Raw genomic sequence first — 16,948 nt, 5'->3', positions numbered from 1 at the left:
TGATCCTTTCCGAAAATCGAACCCGATTTTCGGGGTCATGCGCGCGTCATGACGGGCCCTTGTCTCATCCCGCCGTCGGCGTAGCAAGCAGCCATAGGCCGAATATGGTGTAGGCGATCATCAGAAGCGTCAGCGGCAGCTGGCTGAGCGCCGCGCGCGACGGCTGCGGGTGGAGTCGCCAGGCTAGGCCGTGTGCGATCAGGACCGCCAGCACATGGCCGGCGATGATGACGCCGGCCTGCAGATTCCACAGCCACCAGGCCGACTCGGCGCCGGCGACAACGCCCGCCTCGACCATCCTGTCGGCGGTGCCGAACAGGTTCCAGCCGAGCGCGAACGGGTCGGACAAAGCGACCAGCGCGTATTGGCCGTCGACGAGCAGCGCCGTGAGGTAGTGGGCGATGTGGTAGGCGAGCGCGATCGGCACGATCGACCAAACCAGGAGGCCGGCGGCTTTCTCGAACGGTTGCCCGTCGCCGGCAAGGCGCTGGCCGAGTGAAACGGCAAGCGCGAACACGGCCGCCAACAAGATGAATGTCAGCACCAAGCCAAAGCTGCCGATGCCGATCAACGCGGTGCGGCCGGGAAATTCCAGCGGATTGACGCCGAACAGGCCGAGCCAGAAGAAGGTTTTGGAAAGACCGTCGAAGGATACGGACGAGAGCGCCAGCAGCAGGAACGCCGTGCCGCTTGCCGGCAGCGACGAGGCGGAAAGCAGCTTCGCACCGGGCCAGCCGAGGTGGAGCCGGCCTTTCTCGCGCTGCAAAGGCGCGAAGCGGGCGACCATGGAGAAGAAGACGGTCAGGAATTCGCCGCGCCGACTCCAGTCTTCGTAGCCGAAGACGCATATGGCGGCGAAGCTGAGCAGCCAGTAGATGCCGGCGGCGAAGGCCAGGCGCGACGGATCGTCGGGCGCGGGATCGATGAGCTCGAACCAGGCGAAGCCGAAGAACAGGACGAACGCCGGCCAGTAGCCGAGCCATTTGGGAAGGAGCGATGGCTCGGCTTCGTCAGTGCGAAGGCTGAAGACGCGAGATGCAACGCGCCAGGGGCCGTACCACGGGTTGAGCCAGGACCAGAGATCGCCAAGTACCCCCTGCAGCAGCGTGAAACCGGCCCAGAGCAGCGTCCAGATCACCAGAGGCAAGGGGTTGGAGAGTGGATCACGGCTGCCGAACAGGCCGGTGGCGATGAGAAGCACGAAGCCGGCAAGGGAAAACAGGCTGAGGACGGTGCGCGGGTGGTCGCTGACAGTTAACAAAGAGAGGCGTCGGCGCCAGAAGCGGTCAAGAGCGGCGGGCGGCAGCAGCGCCAGCGTCAGAAAGCTGAAAGCCACCGCAAGCGCGCCACCAGCGATGTAGTAGCCCGTGGGAAGAAGCAGGACGTGGCCGCGGTCAGAGGCGTGGGCGAAGGCGGGGGTGGGGAGGAGGGCAAAGGCGGTGGTTAAGCAAGCCAACCCCGAAGGCCTACACCCTACGGCGAAGGAACCCGGCCGATCGAGGCTCGCTGTCTCGAGTGACAAAGCCGGATCAGCACTGGTCACTGATGGCGACCCCTCACACCTTGACCAGCTGCTCCACCCGCCCCTTCTCGCCGAAGATGCGCAAATACCGCTTGATCTCCTTCTCATCGCCGGTCGACTTGGCGGGGTTGTCGGAGAGCTTGACCGCCGGCCGGCCATTGGCTTCGCTGACCTTGCAGACCAGCGAGATGGCGTCGAGGCTGCTGGTCTCGGTCGGCGCGCAGCCTTCGAAATCATTGGTGAGGTTGGTGCCCCAGCCGAAGGACATGCGCACCTTGCCGCGGAAATGCTTGTAGGTCTCCTCGATAGTCTCGACCTCGAGCCCGTCGGAGAAGATGAGCAGCTTCTGTTTCGGATCCTTGCCCTTCTCGCGCCACCAGGAGAGGATCTTCTCGCCGCCTTCGATCGGCGGCGCGCTGTCGGGGCGGAAGCCGGTCCAGTCGGCGATCCAGTCCGGCGCGTCGCGCAGGAAAGCGGCCGTGCCGAACGTGTCGGGCAGCACGATCAGCAGATTGCCGCCATAATAGCGCTGCCAGTCCTGCAGCACCTTGTAGGGCGCCTGCCTCAGCTCCTCAACGGAATTGGCAAGTGCCGCAAACACCATAGGCAGCTCGTGCGCATTCGTGCCCAGCGCCTCGAGGTCGTTGTCCATGGCCAGAAGCACGTTCGACGTGCCGGTGAAAGCCTCGCCGATGCCTTCCTTCAGCGCCTCGACGCACCAGCGCTGCCACAGGAAGGAGTGGCGGCGGCGGGTGCCGAAATCGGAGATGCGGATGCCGGGCAGTGCCTTCAGCCGCTCGGTCTTGGCCCACATCTTGGCCTTGGCGCGGGCGTAGAGCACGTCGAGCGCAAACTGGCCGAAGGAGCGCATGGCGGCGCGCGAGCGCAGCTCGTTGATGATGGCGAGCGCCGGTATCTCCCACAGCGTGGTGTACATCCAGGGACCGGGGAAGGACAGTTCGTACTGGCCGTCGCGCTTGGTGAGTTCATAGTCGGGAAGGCGGAAATCCTCCAGCCAGGCGAGGAATTCCGGCTCGAAGATCTGCTTGCGGCCATAGAAGGTGTTGCCGCCGAGCCAGATCATCTCCTTCTTGGAGAAGCGCAAGGTGCGAGCGTGGTCGAGCTGCTCGCGCAGTTCGCCTTCGTCGATCTCGTCGGCGAGCCGCACCGAGGTCGTGCGGTTGATCAGCGTGAAAGTGGCGTCGACCTTGGGGTACATGCCCCAGATCATCTGCAGCATCAGAAGCTTGTAGAAATCGGTGTCCAGCAGGCTGCGGACGATGGGGTCCAGCTTCCAGGTGTGGTTGTAGACGCGCCGCGCTATATCGGTTCGTGCCATATCTGCTCACCCAAAAAACGCGTCGCGCTTGCGTGATTCCAAGCGCGGCGCCTCAAGTCCCTGTTATGAAGCACTCCGGACGGAAAACCGCCGCGCAGCTCCCGGAATTGTTAACCAGCTGCGGTCTTAGCATTGTATTTTTGAAAGCGCTTCCTGCTTTGCAAGCTGGCCCGACAAAAACCAGCTATGCAAGTCCAGCGATCATGACACTGCGCCAGAGCATTCCAGCGTTGCACGGAAACCGCGAAATGCTCTTGGCTTTCTTGTTGTTGACGCGCATCTCCGGACGGAAGACCGCTCACACTTTTCCTGGAATCGCTCTAGCCCCGATCACCTTGAGCGCCGGGCGCTTCCGGCGGCTCGGCACACGGCCGGCGACCGGCGCATCGGCGCGGCCCTCGTCCTGCTCCTTTTCGGCAAAGAGCCAGTCGATGAAAAGCTGGACGATCGGCGCCGAGCGCATCTCGTTGCGGCAGACGACATAGAAGTCATCGACCGCCGGCACCGACAAAGCGAAGGGCGCGACGAGCATGCCCCTGGCGAGCAGGGCGCGCGCGGTCACGGAATCGCCGAGCGCCACGCCGTGGCCGTGGACGGCGGCCTCCACCGCTATGCGCGCGTCGCCGAGGTGATGGCGGCGGCCGCGCTCCAGATCGAGCGCGTCGGCGGCGGCCAGCCAGGTGTGCCACTCGCGGCCGTCGTCGCCATGCAGGAAAACGTGGTCGGCAAGGTCGCGCACGCTGCGGATCGGGCGGTTGTTGATTAGCGTCGGGCTGACCACCGGAAACAGCTCGAGACCCGACCATTTGCGTATCCAGCAGTCGCTCCAGCTGCCATCGCCATAATGCACGCAGACGTCGATGTGCGGCGCGCGGATGTCCCTGGCGTCGTTGGAGGGGATCAGCGTCAGCTGGATGTCGGGATATTGCGCGGTGAAGGAGCCGAGCCGCGGCGTCATCCACAACAAGAGCAGCGCCGGCACGCAGGACACCGACAGCACACCGGTGCTTGCGGGGCGTGTCATGCGCTGCGTGGCGGCGGCGATGCCGTCGAAGGCCGCCGAAACCGCCGGCAGGAACTCAGCGCCGTGCGGCGTCAGCTTCACGCGCTGACCCGCGCGCTGGAAAAGCTTTACGCCGAGCGATTGCTCGAGCGCCTTGATCTGATGGCTGACCGCGCCATGCGTGACGTTGAGCTCGCCCGCCGCCTTGGTCAGCGAGGCATGTCGCGCCGTCGCCTCGAAAGCGCGCAGCGGGTTCAACGGCGGCAAGCGCTTGGCCAAGGACAGCTCCCGACTTTGTGAGATTTTCTCACAGCAAAGACCCTAACAATATCAATTGATTTTTCAATACAGTTGCCCGACACTTTTGCCCGGAACAGCTCAACAGACGTAGATTTCGCAGGCGCCGGCGGGCAACGATCAGCCGGATGACTGCTGGCTTGGCAGCCGTCGGTGCAGCCGCCGCGCTGCAAGCAGTCACGGAGGAGTACCGGACATGGGTTACGATCGCGGCAAGCTCGAAGCGTTGCGCCGCAAATATGGCGAGAGCCATGGCGGCGAGATGTTCGACCCGAAATTCCGCAAGGTCGCCGACAAGATCTTCAGCAAAAGCGGCACCCGGCTAGCGCCCTATTCCGGCATCCCGACCTTCCTTGCCGCGCCGTACCGGCAGGTGGCGGCCGACAATCCGGATTTCGGCGACTTGCAAGTGGCGATGATTGGCGTGCCGATGGACCTTGGCGTCACCAACCGGCCGGGCTCACGCTTCGGGCCGCGGGCGCTGCGCGCCATCGAGCGCATCGGCCCCTACAATCACGTGCTGGAATGCGCGCCGACGCATGAGCTGCGCGTCGCCGACATCGGCGACACGCCGTTCCGCAGCCGTTACCGGCTGGAGATCAGCCATGAGGACATCGAAAAGCGCACCAACCAGATCGTCGACGCCGGCGTGCTGCCGCTTTCGGTCGGCGGCGACCACTCGATCAGCCATCCGATCCTGAAAGCGGTCGGTAAGCAGGCTCCCGTCGGCATGATCCACATCGACGCCCATTGCGACACCAGTGGGCTGTTCGACATGACCAAGTTCCACCACGGCGGACCGTTCCGCAACGCGGTCCTGGACGGCGTGCTCGATCCCACCCGCACGATCCAGATCGGCATTCGCGGCTCGGCCGAGTATCTGTGGGAGTTCACCTACGAATCCGGCATGACGGTGGTCCATGCCGAGGAGGTGACCGGCCTCGGCATCCCCGCCATCATCGAGAAGGCGCGGAAGATCGTCGGCGACGGCCCGACCTACATCTCCTTCGACGTCGACAGCATCGATCCGGCCTTCGCGCCGGGCACCGGCACGCCTGAGGTCGGCGGGCTGACGACGCGCGAGGTGCTCGAGCTGCTGCGCGGCCTGAAGGGCCTCAACATCGTCGGCGGCGACGTCGTCGAGGTGGCGCCGCAATATGACGCGACCACCAACACCGCCCATGTCGGCGCGCAAGTCCTGTTCGAGATCCTGAGCCTGATGGTGTTCAGCCCGGCAATCAAGAAGGGCTGACGCGAGAGCGTTTCACCGCTTCATGGAAACGGGGAACCGCTTTGTTTTTACGCAATTCCGGACGGAAGCTATGGCGAAGTCGCCAAGCGTAGACCGCTTCCCGCTTTTCCTGGAATTGCTAACCAGTACGGCCGTCGCGCTGGAGCCGGCGGCCGGTTTCAACAACAAGCTTCCAGCAGGGGAACTAAAATGACTCTTCACAGCACACTGAAATCCGCACTTGCGGCACTCATCATGCTCGGCGCCGCCGGTCTTGCCTCGCAGGCCAAGGCCGACGCCATCGACGACATCACCAAGGCCGGCGCCATCAATGTCGGCATCTTCTCCGACTTCCCGCCTTTTTCCTCGGCCAGCGCCGACATGAGCATCAAGGGCTATGACATCGACGTCGCGCAGGCGATCGCCGATTCCTTGAAGGTGAAGCTGAACCTCGTCAGCGTCACCGGCCAAAATCGCATCCCGTATCTCACCGACAAGCGCGTCGATATCCTGATGAGCGTCGGCTATTCGAAGGAGCGCGAGCAGGTGATCGATTTCGCCGCCGCCTACGCGCCCTATTACATCGCCGTAATCGGCCCGGCCGAGCTTGCCGTCAAAGGCAAGGACGACCTTGCCGACAAGTCGATCGCCGTCAATCGCGGCACGCTGGAGGATACCTCGCTCACCCAGGCGGCGCCCGCCTCGGCCGACATCCGCCGTTTCGACAACTACAATTCCGTCATCCAGGCCTTCATCTCCGGACAGACGCAGCTGATGGTGGTCGGCAACGATGTCGGCGCGCAGGTGCTGGCCAAGCAGGTTGCATTGAAGCCCGAGCAGAAGTTCCAGCTGCTGACCTCGCCCTCGCATATCGGCCTCAACAAGAACGAGGACAGGCTGAAGAAGGCGGTGAACGATGCGGTCGCCAAGATGCTGGCGGACGGCAAGCTGGACGAGAGCTCGAAGGCCTGGCTGAAGACGCCGCTCAATCCCGACAACCTCAAGGATTGATCCCCGGAGCGGTTCAGCGCGCCTGAAGCGCTGAACCGCTCCCGTACTTGCTTCTTGCGCTACACGCTTTCCAACAGGGCCAATCGCGATGGGCTACAGCCTCGACTTCGGCTGGCTTGCGGGTGCAGCGGGCGCGATCGCGCGCGGCGCGGCGATGACGCTGCTTCTGATCGTCGTCACCACGCTCGCCGGCACTTTCCTCAGCATCCTGGGCGCCGCCGGCCGCCGGAACGGCCCGAGGCCGCTCAAGCTGGCGATCGGCTGGTATGTCGAGGTGATGCGCAACACGCCGTTCCTGGTGCAGCTGTTCTTCATCTTCTTCGGCCTGCCCAGCCTCGGCATCCGACTCGATCCGATCCTGGCCGCCATGCTGGCGATGACGCTCAACATGGCGGCCTACACGATCGAGATCGTCGGCGCGGGTCTGGACGCAGTGCCGCGCGGGCAGACGGAGGCAGCGCTTGCGCTCGGGCTCAGGCCCAGACAGGTGTTCATAAAGATCGTGCTGCCGCAGGCGCTGAAAGTGATCTATCCGGCGCTGACCAGCCAGATCGTCATCATGATGCTGGAATCGGCCGTGGTGTCGCAGATCGCGGTGCGTGAACTGACCTACGAGGCCGACATGCTGCAGGCGCGCACCTTCCGCGCCTTCGAAACCTATCTGGTGGTGACCATGGTCTATCTCGGCCTGTCGATGGGGCTGCGCCGGCTGCTGGTCAGCGGCGGACGCCGCGCGCTCGGAGCCGGCGTGTCATGATCGAATTCACCCTCTGGGACATATTGCGCAACCTTCTGCTCGCCGCGCGCTGGACGGTGCTGTTGTCGCTTTCGGCCTTCGTCGGCGGCGCGCTGGTCGGGCTGGTCGTGCTGTTCTTCCGCATAGCCAAGAACAAATGGATCAAGCGGATCGCTTCCGGCTATATCGCGCTGTTCCAGGGCACGCCGCTCCTCATGCAGCTTTTCCTGATGTTCTTCGGCCTGCCGATGTTGGGGCTGCGCATCGAGCCATGGACCGCCGCGGCGCTCGGCCTCACCTTCTTTGCCAGCGCCTATCTCGCCGAGATCTGGCGCAGCGGTGTCGATGCGCTGCCGCGCGGCCAGTGGGACGCCGGCGCCAGTCTCGGACTGCATTATCTGCAGGAACTCAGGCTGATCATCCTGCCGCAGGCCTTCGCCATCACGCGCGCCCCGACCGTCGGCTTCCTGGTGCAGCTGATTAAATCGACGGCGCTGACCTCGATCATCGGTTTCGAGGAGTTGGTCAGGACCTCCAACGCCATCAACAACGCGACCTTCGAGCCCTTCACCGTCTATGGGCTGGTGGCGCTGATCTTCTTCGTCATGTGCTTCCCGCTGACGCAATATGCGCGACGGCTCGAGCGTGTCTCCGCACACTGAATGTTGACGAGGGCCGCTGGCTGACCGGCGGCCGCTCTCCTCAATGGCTGAACGACAAGGCCGGCGCGATGCGATCGCGCCGCAGCCAACGGACGAGCAGGAGCACCGCCACCACCGCCAGGCCTGACGACAGGCCGATCCAGATGCCGACGCCGTGAAAGCCGAAATGGAAGGCGAGCAGCACGCCGAGCGGAAGGCCGACCCCCCAATAGCCGATCGCGGCATAGATCATCGGCACCTTGGTATCGTGCAGGCCGCGCAGCATGCCGGCGGCCACCGCCTGGGCGCCGTCGAAGATCTGGAACAGCGCCGCGAACACCAGGAAGGACACGGCAAGCGTGATCACCCTGGCATTGGCCGGATCGGCGAGATCGATGAAGGCGCTGATCAAAAGATGCGGCCACAGGATCATCACCAGCCCCATCAGCGCCATGAAGGAGACGCCGATGACAAAGCTGGTCCAGCCGGCGCGCGAGACGCCCTCGGGATTGCCGGCGCCATGTGCCAGGCCGACGCGCACGGTGACCGCCTGGTTGAGGCCGAGCGGCACCATGAAGGAGATCGAGGCGATCTGGATGGCAATCGCGTGGGCTGCCAGCGAATCCGCGTCGATCAGACCCATCAGCAGGGCTGCCGCATTGAAGATCGTCACCTCGAAGGCGAGGATGCCGGCGATCGGCAGGCCGAGCCTCAGCAGGCCACGGAAGCGCGGCCAGTCGGAGCGCCAGAAGCGGCCGAAGAGGTGATAGCGGCGGAATTTTTTCTCCAGCACCACCACGGCCGCCAGTCCAACAAACATCAGCATGCTGGAAAGCGAGGTGGCGAGGCCCGAGCCGGCGATGCCCATCGGGCGGACGCCGAGGTTGCCGAACATGAAGACCCAATTGAAGAAGGCATTGCAGGCGACGGCGACGAAAACGATGATCAGCGCCCAGCCGGGCCGCTCCAGCGCCGAGATGAAGGAGCGCAGCACGATATAACCGTAAAAAGGCAGCACCGCCCATTGCAGCCAGTGCAGGTAGATGCCTGCCTGGTGCGCGAGGTCCGGCTTCTGCCCCATGGCCAAAAGCACTTCTTCGCCATGCCAGAGGAACAACCAGATCGGGATCGAGACGAGGACCGCCAGCCAGAGTCCTTGGCGCACGGTGCGGCGCAGGTCGCGCACCGAATGGCGGCGGCGGCCGAGCTCGGTCGCCATCATCGGCGAGGTGGCGAGCATCAGGCCAAGCCCGAAGATCAGCGGCATGAAATAGAGATTGGAGCCGAGCGCGCCGGCGGCCAGCGTATCGGGTCCCAAACGGCCCATCATCATGACGTCGGTCGCGGTCATGGCGGTCTGGCCGAGGTTGGTGAGCACCATCGGCCAGGCAAGCAACAATGTCGCCCTGATTTCCTGACGCCAAAAATTTTCCGGCGCGCGAGCGCCGGCTTCGATCGCAGACATTTTTCGCTCTTCAGACCACGGCGCGTCGGGACAACGCCCGGAAGCCGCACGCAAACGGCGCAAAATGGCGCCGTTTGCGCCGTCTTGTGAACGAAATGCGACATATTGGCAAGGAGGAGGAGCGGCGACCTATTGAGCCAGCGGGAAGCGCAGGAGCCGGGCCTTCTATTGGATGGCGTCGAGCGCCTGCCGCTGGCGGTGCATTTCGAGGAAGATGCGATAGTCGCGGTCGAAGCGAGCGCCGGCGGCCGGATTTGGGGGCCGCGTCCTGCCGCCCTGCTGCATGGCCACGCAAGCGGCGTTCAGGTCGGCGTAAAGCCCAGCGGCGGTCGCCGCGACCATGGCGGTGCCGAGCAGCACCGCCTCGTCGGCCAGCGGCTCGATGACGGTGCAGCCGGTGGCATCGGCATAGAGTTCCATCAAGAGCGGGTTCTTGGTGTGGCCGCCGGTGACGTGCAGCGTGTCGATCAAATAGCCGTTCTCGTTCAGCGCCTCGAGCACATGGCGTACGCCGAGCGCGATGCCGACGGCGGTGCGCCAGTAGAGCTTGCACAGACTGTCGAAGGAGGAATCGAGTGTCAGCCCGCTGACGACGCCAACCGCGTGCGGGTCGGCGAGCGGCGAGCGATTGCCGTGGAAATCCGGCAGCACATGCAGCCGCGCCGCCAGCGCATCGCCCTCGGCGGCGCGCAGTTCGGCGACGCGCTTGGCGATCCTGGCATGCATTGCCGCATCCGGCTCGCCGCCGGCGCCGTGCCAGCGGATGATGTGGTCGAGCAGAGCGCCGGTCGCCGACTGACCGCCCTCCGACAGCCAAAGCTTTGGCAACGCCGCGCCATAATATGGTCCCCAGACGCCGGCGAAGGGCTGCGGATCCTGCGACATCGCCATGACGCAGGACGAGGTGCCGGCAATCAGCGCCAGGTGCCGGCTGATGTCCTTCTCGTCGCCGGCAAAGCCGCCGAGCACGCCGAGCGCGCCGGCATAGGCGTCGATCACCCCGGCGCCGACCCGGCATTTCTCCGTCAGGCCGAGATCTGCCGCCGCATCGGCCGTGAGTTGCCCGATATCGGTGCCGACGGGGCTCGCCTTGTCCGGAAGATTGCCATGCTCGAAGAGATCGCCGATGCCGACGAGCTTGAAGAAATCGCGCCGCCAGCCCGTCTCCTCATGCGCGAGATACGTCCATTTGGCCGTCAGCGTGCATTGCGAGCGGGCGAGCGATCCGGTCGCTTTCCAGGTCAGGAAATCGGCGAGATCGAACAGATAGCCGGCTTCATTCCAGGTGGCGGGCAGGTTGCGCTTCAGCCACATCAGCTTCGGCGTTTCCATTTCCGGCGACATCACCCCGCCGATATAGTCGAGCACCGCATGGCCGCTTCTGGTGCATTCGTCGGCTTCGGCGATGGCGCGATGGTCGAGCCAGACAATGGTGTCCCAGCGCTTCTCTCCCGTGACCGAGACGCTCAGCTGATCGCCCTGCCTGCCGCGCACCACCAGCGAGCAGGTGGCGTCAAAGGAGATGCCGACAATATCCGATGCGGCGACGTTCGTCTTCTCGCGCGCGGCCCGCACGGCAGCGCAGACTGCCGACCAGATATTTTCCGAATCGTGCTCCGCGTGATCGGGCTTAGGCTGGTGCATGGCGATCGGCCGCTCGGCGCGGCCGAGCAGGTTGCCATGCGAGTCGAGAATGCCCGCGCGAGCGCTCCCGGTGCCGACATCGACCGCGCAAACAAAACTCGTCAAGATGCTTTTACTCTCGCTCCCAGGTCTGCAATCAGGTCGGGCAATTGCAGCATGTCAGCGAATATAAAGTCCGGTTCGGTCGACGCAAGCCGCGCCTTGAGCGCAGGGTTGTTTGCATGCGATCCGCCGGTGAAGGCAAAGACACGCATGCCCGCCGCACGCGCCGCGGCGATGCCCGCCGGGCTGTCCTCGATGACAAGGCATTTGCCCGGATCAGCGCGCATCGCGGCGGCGGCATGGAGGAACAGGTCCGGCGCCGGCTTGCCGCGCTTGACCATGGCGGCGCTGAAGAGGTGCGGCTCCAGCAGGCCCAGCAGGCCGGTGCACTCGAGGGCGTAGCGGATGCGCTCCAGCGTGCCGGAAGAGGCGACGCAATGGGGCAGGCCAAGCTTCGGCAGGATCTCCTTGATGCCGGGGATCGGCTTCAGCTCCTCGCGGAACTTGCGCATCAGCTCGACGCGCATGGCGGTAAGATGCTGGTCGCTGATCTCAAGCCCGAAATCGCTGCCGAGGAGCTCGCGCACGCTCTTCATGCTCTTGCCGAGGAAATGCTCGTAGGCGACGTCCTCCGAGACCGTGCCGCCGGCGAGCTCGATCATGCCCAGCAACGCCGAGACCGAAAGCGCCTCGCTGTCGACCAGCACGCCGTCACAGTCGAAGATGACGAGCTCGGGCGTCATTGCGGCTGCGTCCAAAGAGCTTCAGAGCTTGCCGGCGAGATAGCGCGTCAAGGTTTCGCGCGCGCCGTTCGCCCACAATTCGTTCAGCGCATGGGCGAAAGCTTCGGCAAAGACGGCGGAGCGGCCGACATCGCCATAGATGTCGTCCATCGCCAGCCAGGCCTCGGGCGAATTCTTCGCGGCTTTGGCGGTCGCCTGCATCCGGTCCCAGCTCGGATCGTTCGGCTCGATGACGGCGCCGCTGTCGGTGGTGCCGAAGCAGTAGCGGCACCAGAGCGCGGACTCCAGGGCCAGGCCGGCAACACCTTTGCCCGCCATCAGCCGGTCCGCAGCGGTCGGAATGATGAATTTCGGCTGGCGGTTGGAACCGTCGAGGCAAAGCCTTCGGATGGTGTCGCCGATCTTGGGGTTGGAGAAGCGGCGCTCGATGAGCTGGTAGTAATCCTCGAGTACCGTGTCCGGCACCGGCGGCACGGTCGGGATGATCTCGTCGCGCTCCAGCTTGGCGAGGAAGCCGCGCACCAGCGGCTCCTGCATCGCCTCATGCACGAAATGGATGTCCATCAGGCCCGCCGGATAGGCGATGGCTGCGTGGCCGCCGTTCAAGATGCGGATCTTCATCAGCTCGTAAGGCGAGACATCCTTGACGAATTGGACGCCGGCCTGTTCCAGCGGCGGCCGACCGGCGGTGAAACGATCTTCCAGCACCCATTGTTTGAACGGTTCGCAGAAGACCGGCCAATTGTCCTCCAGCCCGAAATCATTGGCCAGAATGCTGCGCTCGCGATCGGTGGTGGCCGGCGTGATGCGGTCGACCATGCCGTTCGGGAAAGCGACATTGTCCCTCACCCAGTTGGCCAGAGCCTCGTCGATCAGCCGGGCAAGGCCGATGACGCCGTCGGAGGTGACGTGGCCATTGTGGGGGATGTTGTCGCAGGACATGACCGTGAACGGCACGATGCCGCCGGCGCGCCGGCGCACCAGTCCGGCAAGAATGATGCCGAAGACCGTCTTCGGTGCCGCACCCGGCTGGGCATCGGCGACAATGTCGGGATGGGCCGGATTGAACTTTCCGGAGGCCGGATCGATGAAATAGCCGCCCTCGGTGATGGTCAGCGACACAATCTTGATCGCAGGGTCGGCGAGCTGCTCGACGATCGCCTCAGCATCGCCCGGCATCAGGAAATCGACCATGGCGCCGGTGACGCGGGCGCTCATATGGCCCTGGTCCTGCTCGACCACGGTGGTCAGCCAGTCCTGCTCCTGCAGCCTGGCGCGGCCGGCCTTCTCGCCCTCGAACACGCCGGCGCCAATCAGCGCCCAGTCATGGCCGAGGCCGGAATTGAACAGGTCGTCGAGATAGACAGCCTGGTGCGAGCGGTGGAAGTTGCCGACGCCGAAATGCACGATGCCGGCCTTCAGCGCGGCGCGATCGTATTTCGGACCGGAAACCTTCGACGGAAGCTTTGCGAGGTTCGAGGAAGAGAGTTTCACGGTCATCTTACTTACCCTTTGGCCGATATGCAGCCCGACAATCCAACCCCCAATTCACCCGCTTGGGGCGAGCGGTGAGGGGCAGCATCCGTTTGCCGGTATGCGCCCCTCACCTGCCCCGCGACGCGTCCTCCCCGGAGGAAGGGAGGCGCGCTTCCCCCTCAACTCATCCATTGACCGCCATCGACGTTGTAGGTCTGGGCGACAATGTATTCGGCTTCTTCACTGGCGAGGAAAACCGCCATGCCAGTCAGATCTTCGGCTCGACCCATGCGGCCATAGGGCACGCTTTCGCCGACGAGCCTCTTCTTCTCGCCCTTCGGCCGGTTCTCATATTTGGCGAACAGCGAATCGACGTGATCCCAATGCTCGCCGTCGACGACGCCCGGTGCGATGGCGTTGACGTTGATGCGGTGCTTGATCAGGTCGAGTCCGGCCGACTGGGTAAGCGAGATGACGGCGGCCTTGGTGGCGCAATAGACCGCGACCAGCGGCTCGCCGCGGCGTCCGGCTTGGCTCGCCATGTTGATGATCCTGCCGCCCCGGCCGGCAGCGATCATCGAGCGGGCCGCGGCCTGCAGCATGAACAGCGTGCCGGCGACATTGACGGAGCAGAGCTTGTCGTAGCTCGCGCGGCTGATCTCGACGATGGGCGCAAGGTCGAACAAGGCGGCATTGTTGATCAGGATGTCGAGGCCGCCGGCGTTCGCTTCGACGGCTTTCACGCTGGCCTCGATCGAGGACTGGTCGGTGACGTCGAGCCGGATCGCGTAAGCGGCAGAGCCGATATCCTTTGCCGTCGCTTCCGCCGCTTCGAGATTGATGTCGGCAATCGCTACCGTGGCGCCTTCGCGAACATAGGCTTCGGCGAAGGCCCTGCCGATGCCGCGCGCCGATCCGGTGATCAGCGCCGATTTGCCTTTGAGCCTCACTGCGCCAGCGCCTTGCCGTCGGCGCCGAAGCGATGGAGCTTGGCCTTGTCGGGCGTCAGGTAGACGGTGTCGCCGTGCTTGACGGCAACCTCGCCGTCGGCGCGCACATTGATCGTGCCGATGCCGTCGGTCTGGACATGCAGGAAGGTGTCGGAGCCGAGATGCTCGGCAACGCCGACCGTCGCCTTCCAGTCGCCCTCCGTGGTCGAGATGTTGATGTGCTCGGGCCGGATGCCGATGGTCTTGGCGCCATATTTGTCGGCCGGCGCGCCTTCGATCAAGTTCATCTTCGGCGAGCCGATGAAGCCGGCGACGAACAGGTTCTTCGGCGTCTTGTAGAGTTCCATCGGCGAGCCGACCTGCTCGATGTTGCCGGCATTTAGCACGACGATCTTGTCGGCCATGGTCATGGCCTCGACCTGGTCGTGGGTGACATAGATCATCGTCGTCTTCAGCTGATGATGCAGTTCGCTGATCTCCAGCCGCATGGTGCCGCGCAGGGCGGCGTCGAGGTTGGACAGCGGCTCGTCGAACAGGAAGGCCGATGGCTGGCGCACGATGGCGCGGCCGATGGCGACGCGCTGGCGCTGGCCGCCGGAGAGCTGGCCCGGGCGCCGCTCGAGATAGTTGGTGAGGTTCAAGACGCGCGCCGCGTCCTTGACCTTCTTGTCGATGGTCGCCTGGTCCTCCCCGGCCATCTTCAGCGGGAAGGCGATGTTCTTGGCGACCGTCATATGCGGATAGAGCGCGTAGGACTGGAAGACCATGGCAAGCTTGCGCTTGGCCGGCGCCTCGCGGGTGACGTCGCGGCCATCGATGCTGATGGTGCCGCCGCTGGTGTCCTCCAGCCCGGCGATCAGCCTGAGCAGCGTGGACTTGCCGCAACCCGAGGGGCCGACGAACACGACGAACTCGCCGTCCTCGATGGCGAGATCGATGTTCGGAATGATCGTCGTCGACCCGAAGGACTTGGAGACGTTCTTGAGCGTGATGTTTCCCATGGTTTCCTCCCGGATTTCGTCCGCCGCTTACGGCTTACTTCACGGCGCCAAAGGTCAGGCCGCGCACCAGCTGCTTCTGGCTGAACCAGCCCATGATCAGGATCGGCGCGATCGCCAATGTCGAGGCGGCCGAGAGCTTGGCCCAGAACAGGCCCTGCGGACTGGAGAAGGAGCTGATGAAGGCGGTGAGCGGTGCGGCCTCGGTGGTGGTCAGGCGGATCGTCCAGAACGCCTCGTTCCAAGCCAGGATGATGTTCAAGAGCATGGTCGAGGCAATGCCGGGAACAGCCATGGGCGTCAGCACATAGATGATCTCGTTCCACAGCGAGGCGCCGTCCATGCGCGCCGCTTCGAGGATCTCACCCGGGATCTCGCGGAAATAGGTGTAGAGCATCCAGACCACGATCGGCAGGTTGATCAGCATCAGCATGACGGTGAGGCCGATGCGGCTGTCGAGCAGGCCGGTGTCGCGGAAGATCAGATAGATCGGGAACAGCACGGCGACGGCCGGCATCATCTTGGTGGAGAGCATCCACATCAGGATGTCCTTGGTCCGCTTGGTCGGCGAAAAGGCCATCGACCAGGCCGCCGGCACGGCGACGATGAGCGCAAGGACGGTCGAGCCGACCGACAGGATCACCGAATTGAGGAAGAACTTGAAATAGCCGCTCTGCGCCTGCACTTCCGAATAGCTTTCGGTGGTGCCCGACGGGATCAGGGCGAAGCCCTGGATCGCCTCCTGCTCCGACTTGAAGGATGTGATGATCGTATAAAGGATCGGGAAGAAGATCAGCAGGGCGACGACCCAGGCCGCGACTGTTGCGATCGTCTTGTGCTGGGTGGTGACTGCGCGTGCCATTCTATCCTCCCTACTTGTCCAGGTTCCTGCCGACCGCGCGCATGACGAAGAAGGCGACTATGTTGGCGAGAATGACCGCAATGACGCCGCCTGCTGACGCCTGGCCGATTTTGAATTCCAAGAGCGCCTTCTGGTAGACGAGAAACGGCAGGTTGGTGGAGGCGTAGCCGGGACCGCCATTGGTGGTGACCAGGATCTCGGCATAGACCGAGAGCAGGAAGATCGTCTGGATCAGGATGACGACGGTGATGGCGCGCGACATGTGCGGCAGCGTCAAGTACCAGAAGCGGCTGAGGAAGCCGGCGCCATCCATCTCGGCCGCCTCCTTCTGCTCACCGTCAAGCGATTGGAGCGAGGTGAGCAGGATCAGCGTCGCGAAGGGCAGCCATTGCCAGGCGACGATCAGGATGACGGCGGTCAGAGGATGCTGACCGAACCAGTCGATCGGGTTGGCGCCGAAGAAGCGGGCAATATCGGCAAAGACGCCGTATTGCGGGTGCATGATCATGTTCTTCCAGACAAGTGCCGCCACCGGCGGCATGACGAAGAACGGCGAGATGACCAGGATGCGCACGAAGCCCTGACCCCAGATCGGCTGGTCGAGCAGCAGCGCCAAAAGGATGCCGCCGATCACGGTGATGGCCAGGACACTGACGACGATGGTCAATGTGTTGAGGATCGACTGCAGGAAGGCGGGGTTGGAGTAGAAGAGCTTGTAATTGGCGAACCAGACGAACCCATCGCGGATCGGATTGAGCGGGTTGTACTGGAGGAACGAGAACCACAGCGTAAAGACCAGTGGCACGATCATCCAGATGAACAGCAGGATCACCGACGGCGCCATCATGAAACGGGCAAGCGAACGGGTTTGCTGAGTAGCCATGACGGTCACCCTCCCAAGGTCAGCCGGATTTAGACTTGTGCCAGAATTCCTGATTGCAAAGGTGGCCGCCCGAACTGGGTTTCGGCCGGCCTATGCCGGTCATGA

General features: G+C 64.0%; 15 protein-coding genes. 4 read left to right on the top strand and 11 right to left on the bottom strand.

Annotation, left to right across the window (positions count from 1 at the left end; all coding sequences use genetic code 11):
- Window positions 1-64: 64 nt before the first annotated feature.
- From CK224_RS14080 to gcvA, 3 genes are all read right to left on the bottom strand, one after another.
- Window positions 65-1,456 (bottom strand): hypothetical protein, encoded by a 1,392-nt coding sequence (locus CK224_RS14080; protein WP_095782180.1) that lies wholly within the window; start codon window positions 1,454-1,456, stop codon window positions 65-67.
- A gap of 100 nt (window positions 1,457-1,556) precedes the next feature.
- Window positions 1,557-2,861: a nicotinate phosphoribosyltransferase gene (gene pncB, locus CK224_RS14075; protein ID WP_095776925.1), complete on the bottom strand. Its 1,305-nt coding sequence runs from the start codon at window positions 2,859-2,861 to the stop codon at window positions 1,557-1,559.
- 298 nt (window positions 2,862-3,159) lie between these two features.
- The gene (gene gcvA, locus CK224_RS14070; protein ID WP_095776924.1) at window positions 3,160-4,143 is read right to left on the bottom strand and encodes a transcriptional regulator GcvA; all 984 of its coding nucleotides are present in this window, start codon (window positions 4,141-4,143) and stop codon (window positions 3,160-3,162) included.
- A gap of 214 nt (window positions 4,144-4,357) precedes the next feature.
- On the opposite strand from gcvA, the gene speB reads away from it, so the two are divergent.
- The 4 genes from speB (at window position 4,358) to CK224_RS14050 (ending at window position 7,801) form a co-directional block, all read left to right on the top strand.
- Window positions 4,358-5,413, top strand: coding sequence for an agmatinase (speB, locus tag CK224_RS14065; protein ID WP_095782179.1), 1,056 nt, complete (start codon window positions 4,358-4,360; stop codon window positions 5,411-5,413).
- Between the two features lie 189 nt (window positions 5,414-5,602).
- A complete protein-coding gene (locus CK224_RS14060; protein ID WP_095782178.1) occupies window positions 5,603-6,403 on the top strand; it encodes a transporter substrate-binding domain-containing protein in 801 nt (266 codons plus the stop codon).
- An 88-nt stretch (window positions 6,404-6,491) separates the two neighbouring features.
- On the top strand, window positions 6,492-7,160 hold the full coding sequence (locus CK224_RS14055) for an amino acid ABC transporter permease (protein ID WP_066999196.1): 669 nt from the start codon (window positions 6,492-6,494) through the stop codon (window positions 7,158-7,160).
- Window positions 7,157-7,801 carry an amino acid ABC transporter permease gene (locus CK224_RS14050; RefSeq protein WP_095782177.1) on the top strand — a complete coding sequence of 215 codons (645 nt, stop codon included), beginning with the start codon at window positions 7,157-7,159 and terminating at the stop codon, window positions 7,799-7,801. Before CK224_RS14055 ends, CK224_RS14050 begins: the two co-directional genes overlap by 4 nt.
- Window positions 7,802-7,841: 40 nt before the next feature.
- Here the strand turns inward: CK224_RS14050 and CK224_RS14045 are convergent, their stop codons facing one another.
- The 8 genes from CK224_RS14045 to CK224_RS14010 form a co-directional block, all read right to left on the bottom strand.
- On the bottom strand, window positions 7,842-9,245 hold the full coding sequence (locus CK224_RS14045) for an MATE family efflux transporter (protein WP_095782176.1): 1,404 nt from the start codon (window positions 9,243-9,245) through the stop codon (window positions 7,842-7,844).
- A 165-nt stretch (window positions 9,246-9,410) separates the two neighbouring features.
- Complete coding sequence (locus CK224_RS14040) at window positions 9,411-10,997, bottom strand: FGGY-family carbohydrate kinase (RefSeq protein WP_095782175.1); 1,587 nt, start codon at window positions 10,995-10,997, stop codon at window positions 9,411-9,413.
- Entirely contained in the window at window positions 10,991-11,674 is a 684-nt protein-coding gene (locus CK224_RS14035) for an HAD family hydrolase (RefSeq protein ID WP_095782174.1), read from the bottom strand. The genes CK224_RS14040 and CK224_RS14035 overlap by 7 nt, the downstream gene beginning before the upstream one ends.
- 21 nt (window positions 11,675-11,695) lie before the next feature.
- Entirely contained in the window at window positions 11,696-13,174 is a 1,479-nt protein-coding gene (locus CK224_RS14030) for a mannitol dehydrogenase family protein (protein WP_095782173.1), read from the bottom strand.
- Window positions 13,175-13,329: 155 nt separating this feature from the next.
- Window positions 13,330-14,100, bottom strand: a complete 771-nt coding sequence (locus tag CK224_RS14025) for an L-iditol 2-dehydrogenase (protein WP_095782172.1) — start codon at window positions 14,098-14,100, stop codon at window positions 13,330-13,332.
- A complete protein-coding gene (locus tag CK224_RS14020; RefSeq protein WP_095782171.1) occupies window positions 14,097-15,101 on the bottom strand; it encodes an ABC transporter ATP-binding protein in 1,005 nt (334 codons plus the stop codon). The genes CK224_RS14025 and CK224_RS14020 overlap by 4 nt, the downstream gene beginning before the upstream one ends.
- A gap of 34 nt (window positions 15,102-15,135) precedes the next feature.
- On the bottom strand, window positions 15,136-15,960 hold the full coding sequence (locus CK224_RS14015; RefSeq protein ID WP_066999172.1) for a carbohydrate ABC transporter permease: 825 nt from the start codon (window positions 15,958-15,960) through the stop codon (window positions 15,136-15,138).
- Window positions 15,961-15,970: 10 nt separating this feature from the next.
- Window positions 15,971-16,843 carry a sugar ABC transporter permease gene (locus CK224_RS14010; RefSeq protein WP_095782170.1) on the bottom strand — a complete coding sequence of 291 codons (873 nt, stop codon included), beginning with the start codon at window positions 16,841-16,843 and terminating at the stop codon, window positions 15,971-15,973.
- Window positions 16,844-16,948: the final 105 nt, after the last annotated feature.

Origin of the sequence: Mesorhizobium sp. WSM3862 (genome assembly GCF_002294985.1) — a bacterium.
GTDB lineage: Bacteria > Pseudomonadota > Alphaproteobacteria > Rhizobiales > Rhizobiaceae > Mesorhizobium.
Note: the sequence above shows the minus strand (reverse complement) of the source record. Positions and strands in the feature narration are given on the sequence as shown.

Bases quoted from the DNA above. Each gene is read 5' to 3' on its own strand.
- speB (WP_095782179.1), top strand. From the start codon at position 4,358: ATGGGTTACGATCGCGGCAAGCTCGAAGCGTTGCGCCGCAAATATGGC.
- CK224_RS14045 (WP_095782176.1), bottom strand. From the start codon at position 9,245: ATGTCTGCGATCGAAGCCGGCGCTCGCGCGCCGGAAAATTTTTGGCGT.
- CK224_RS14060 (WP_095782178.1), top strand. From the start codon at position 5,603: ATGACTCTTCACAGCACACTGAAATCCGCACTTGCGGCACTCATCATG.
- CK224_RS14015 (WP_066999172.1), bottom strand. From the start codon at position 15,960: ATGGCACGCGCAGTCACCACCCAGCACAAGACGATCGCAACAGTCGCG.
- CK224_RS14010 (WP_095782170.1), bottom strand. From the start codon at position 16,843: ATGGCTACTCAGCAAACCCGTTCGCTTGCCCGTTTCATGATGGCGCCG.
- CK224_RS14050 (WP_095782177.1), top strand. From the start codon at position 7,157: ATGATCGAATTCACCCTCTGGGACATATTGCGCAACCTTCTGCTCGCC.
- pncB (WP_095776925.1), bottom strand. From the start codon at position 2,861: ATGGCACGAACCGATATAGCGCGGCGCGTCTACAACCACACCTGGAAG.
- CK224_RS14055 (WP_066999196.1), top strand. From the start codon at position 6,492: ATGGGCTACAGCCTCGACTTCGGCTGGCTTGCGGGTGCAGCGGGCGCG.
- CK224_RS14030 (WP_095782173.1), bottom strand. From the start codon at position 13,174: ATGACCGTGAAACTCTCTTCCTCGAACCTCGCAAAGCTTCCGTCGAAG.
- CK224_RS14020 (WP_095782171.1), bottom strand. From the start codon at position 15,101: ATGGGAAACATCACGCTCAAGAACGTCTCCAAGTCCTTCGGGTCGACG.
- CK224_RS14035 (WP_095782174.1), bottom strand. From the start codon at position 11,674: ATGACGCCCGAGCTCGTCATCTTCGACTGTGACGGCGTGCTGGTCGAC.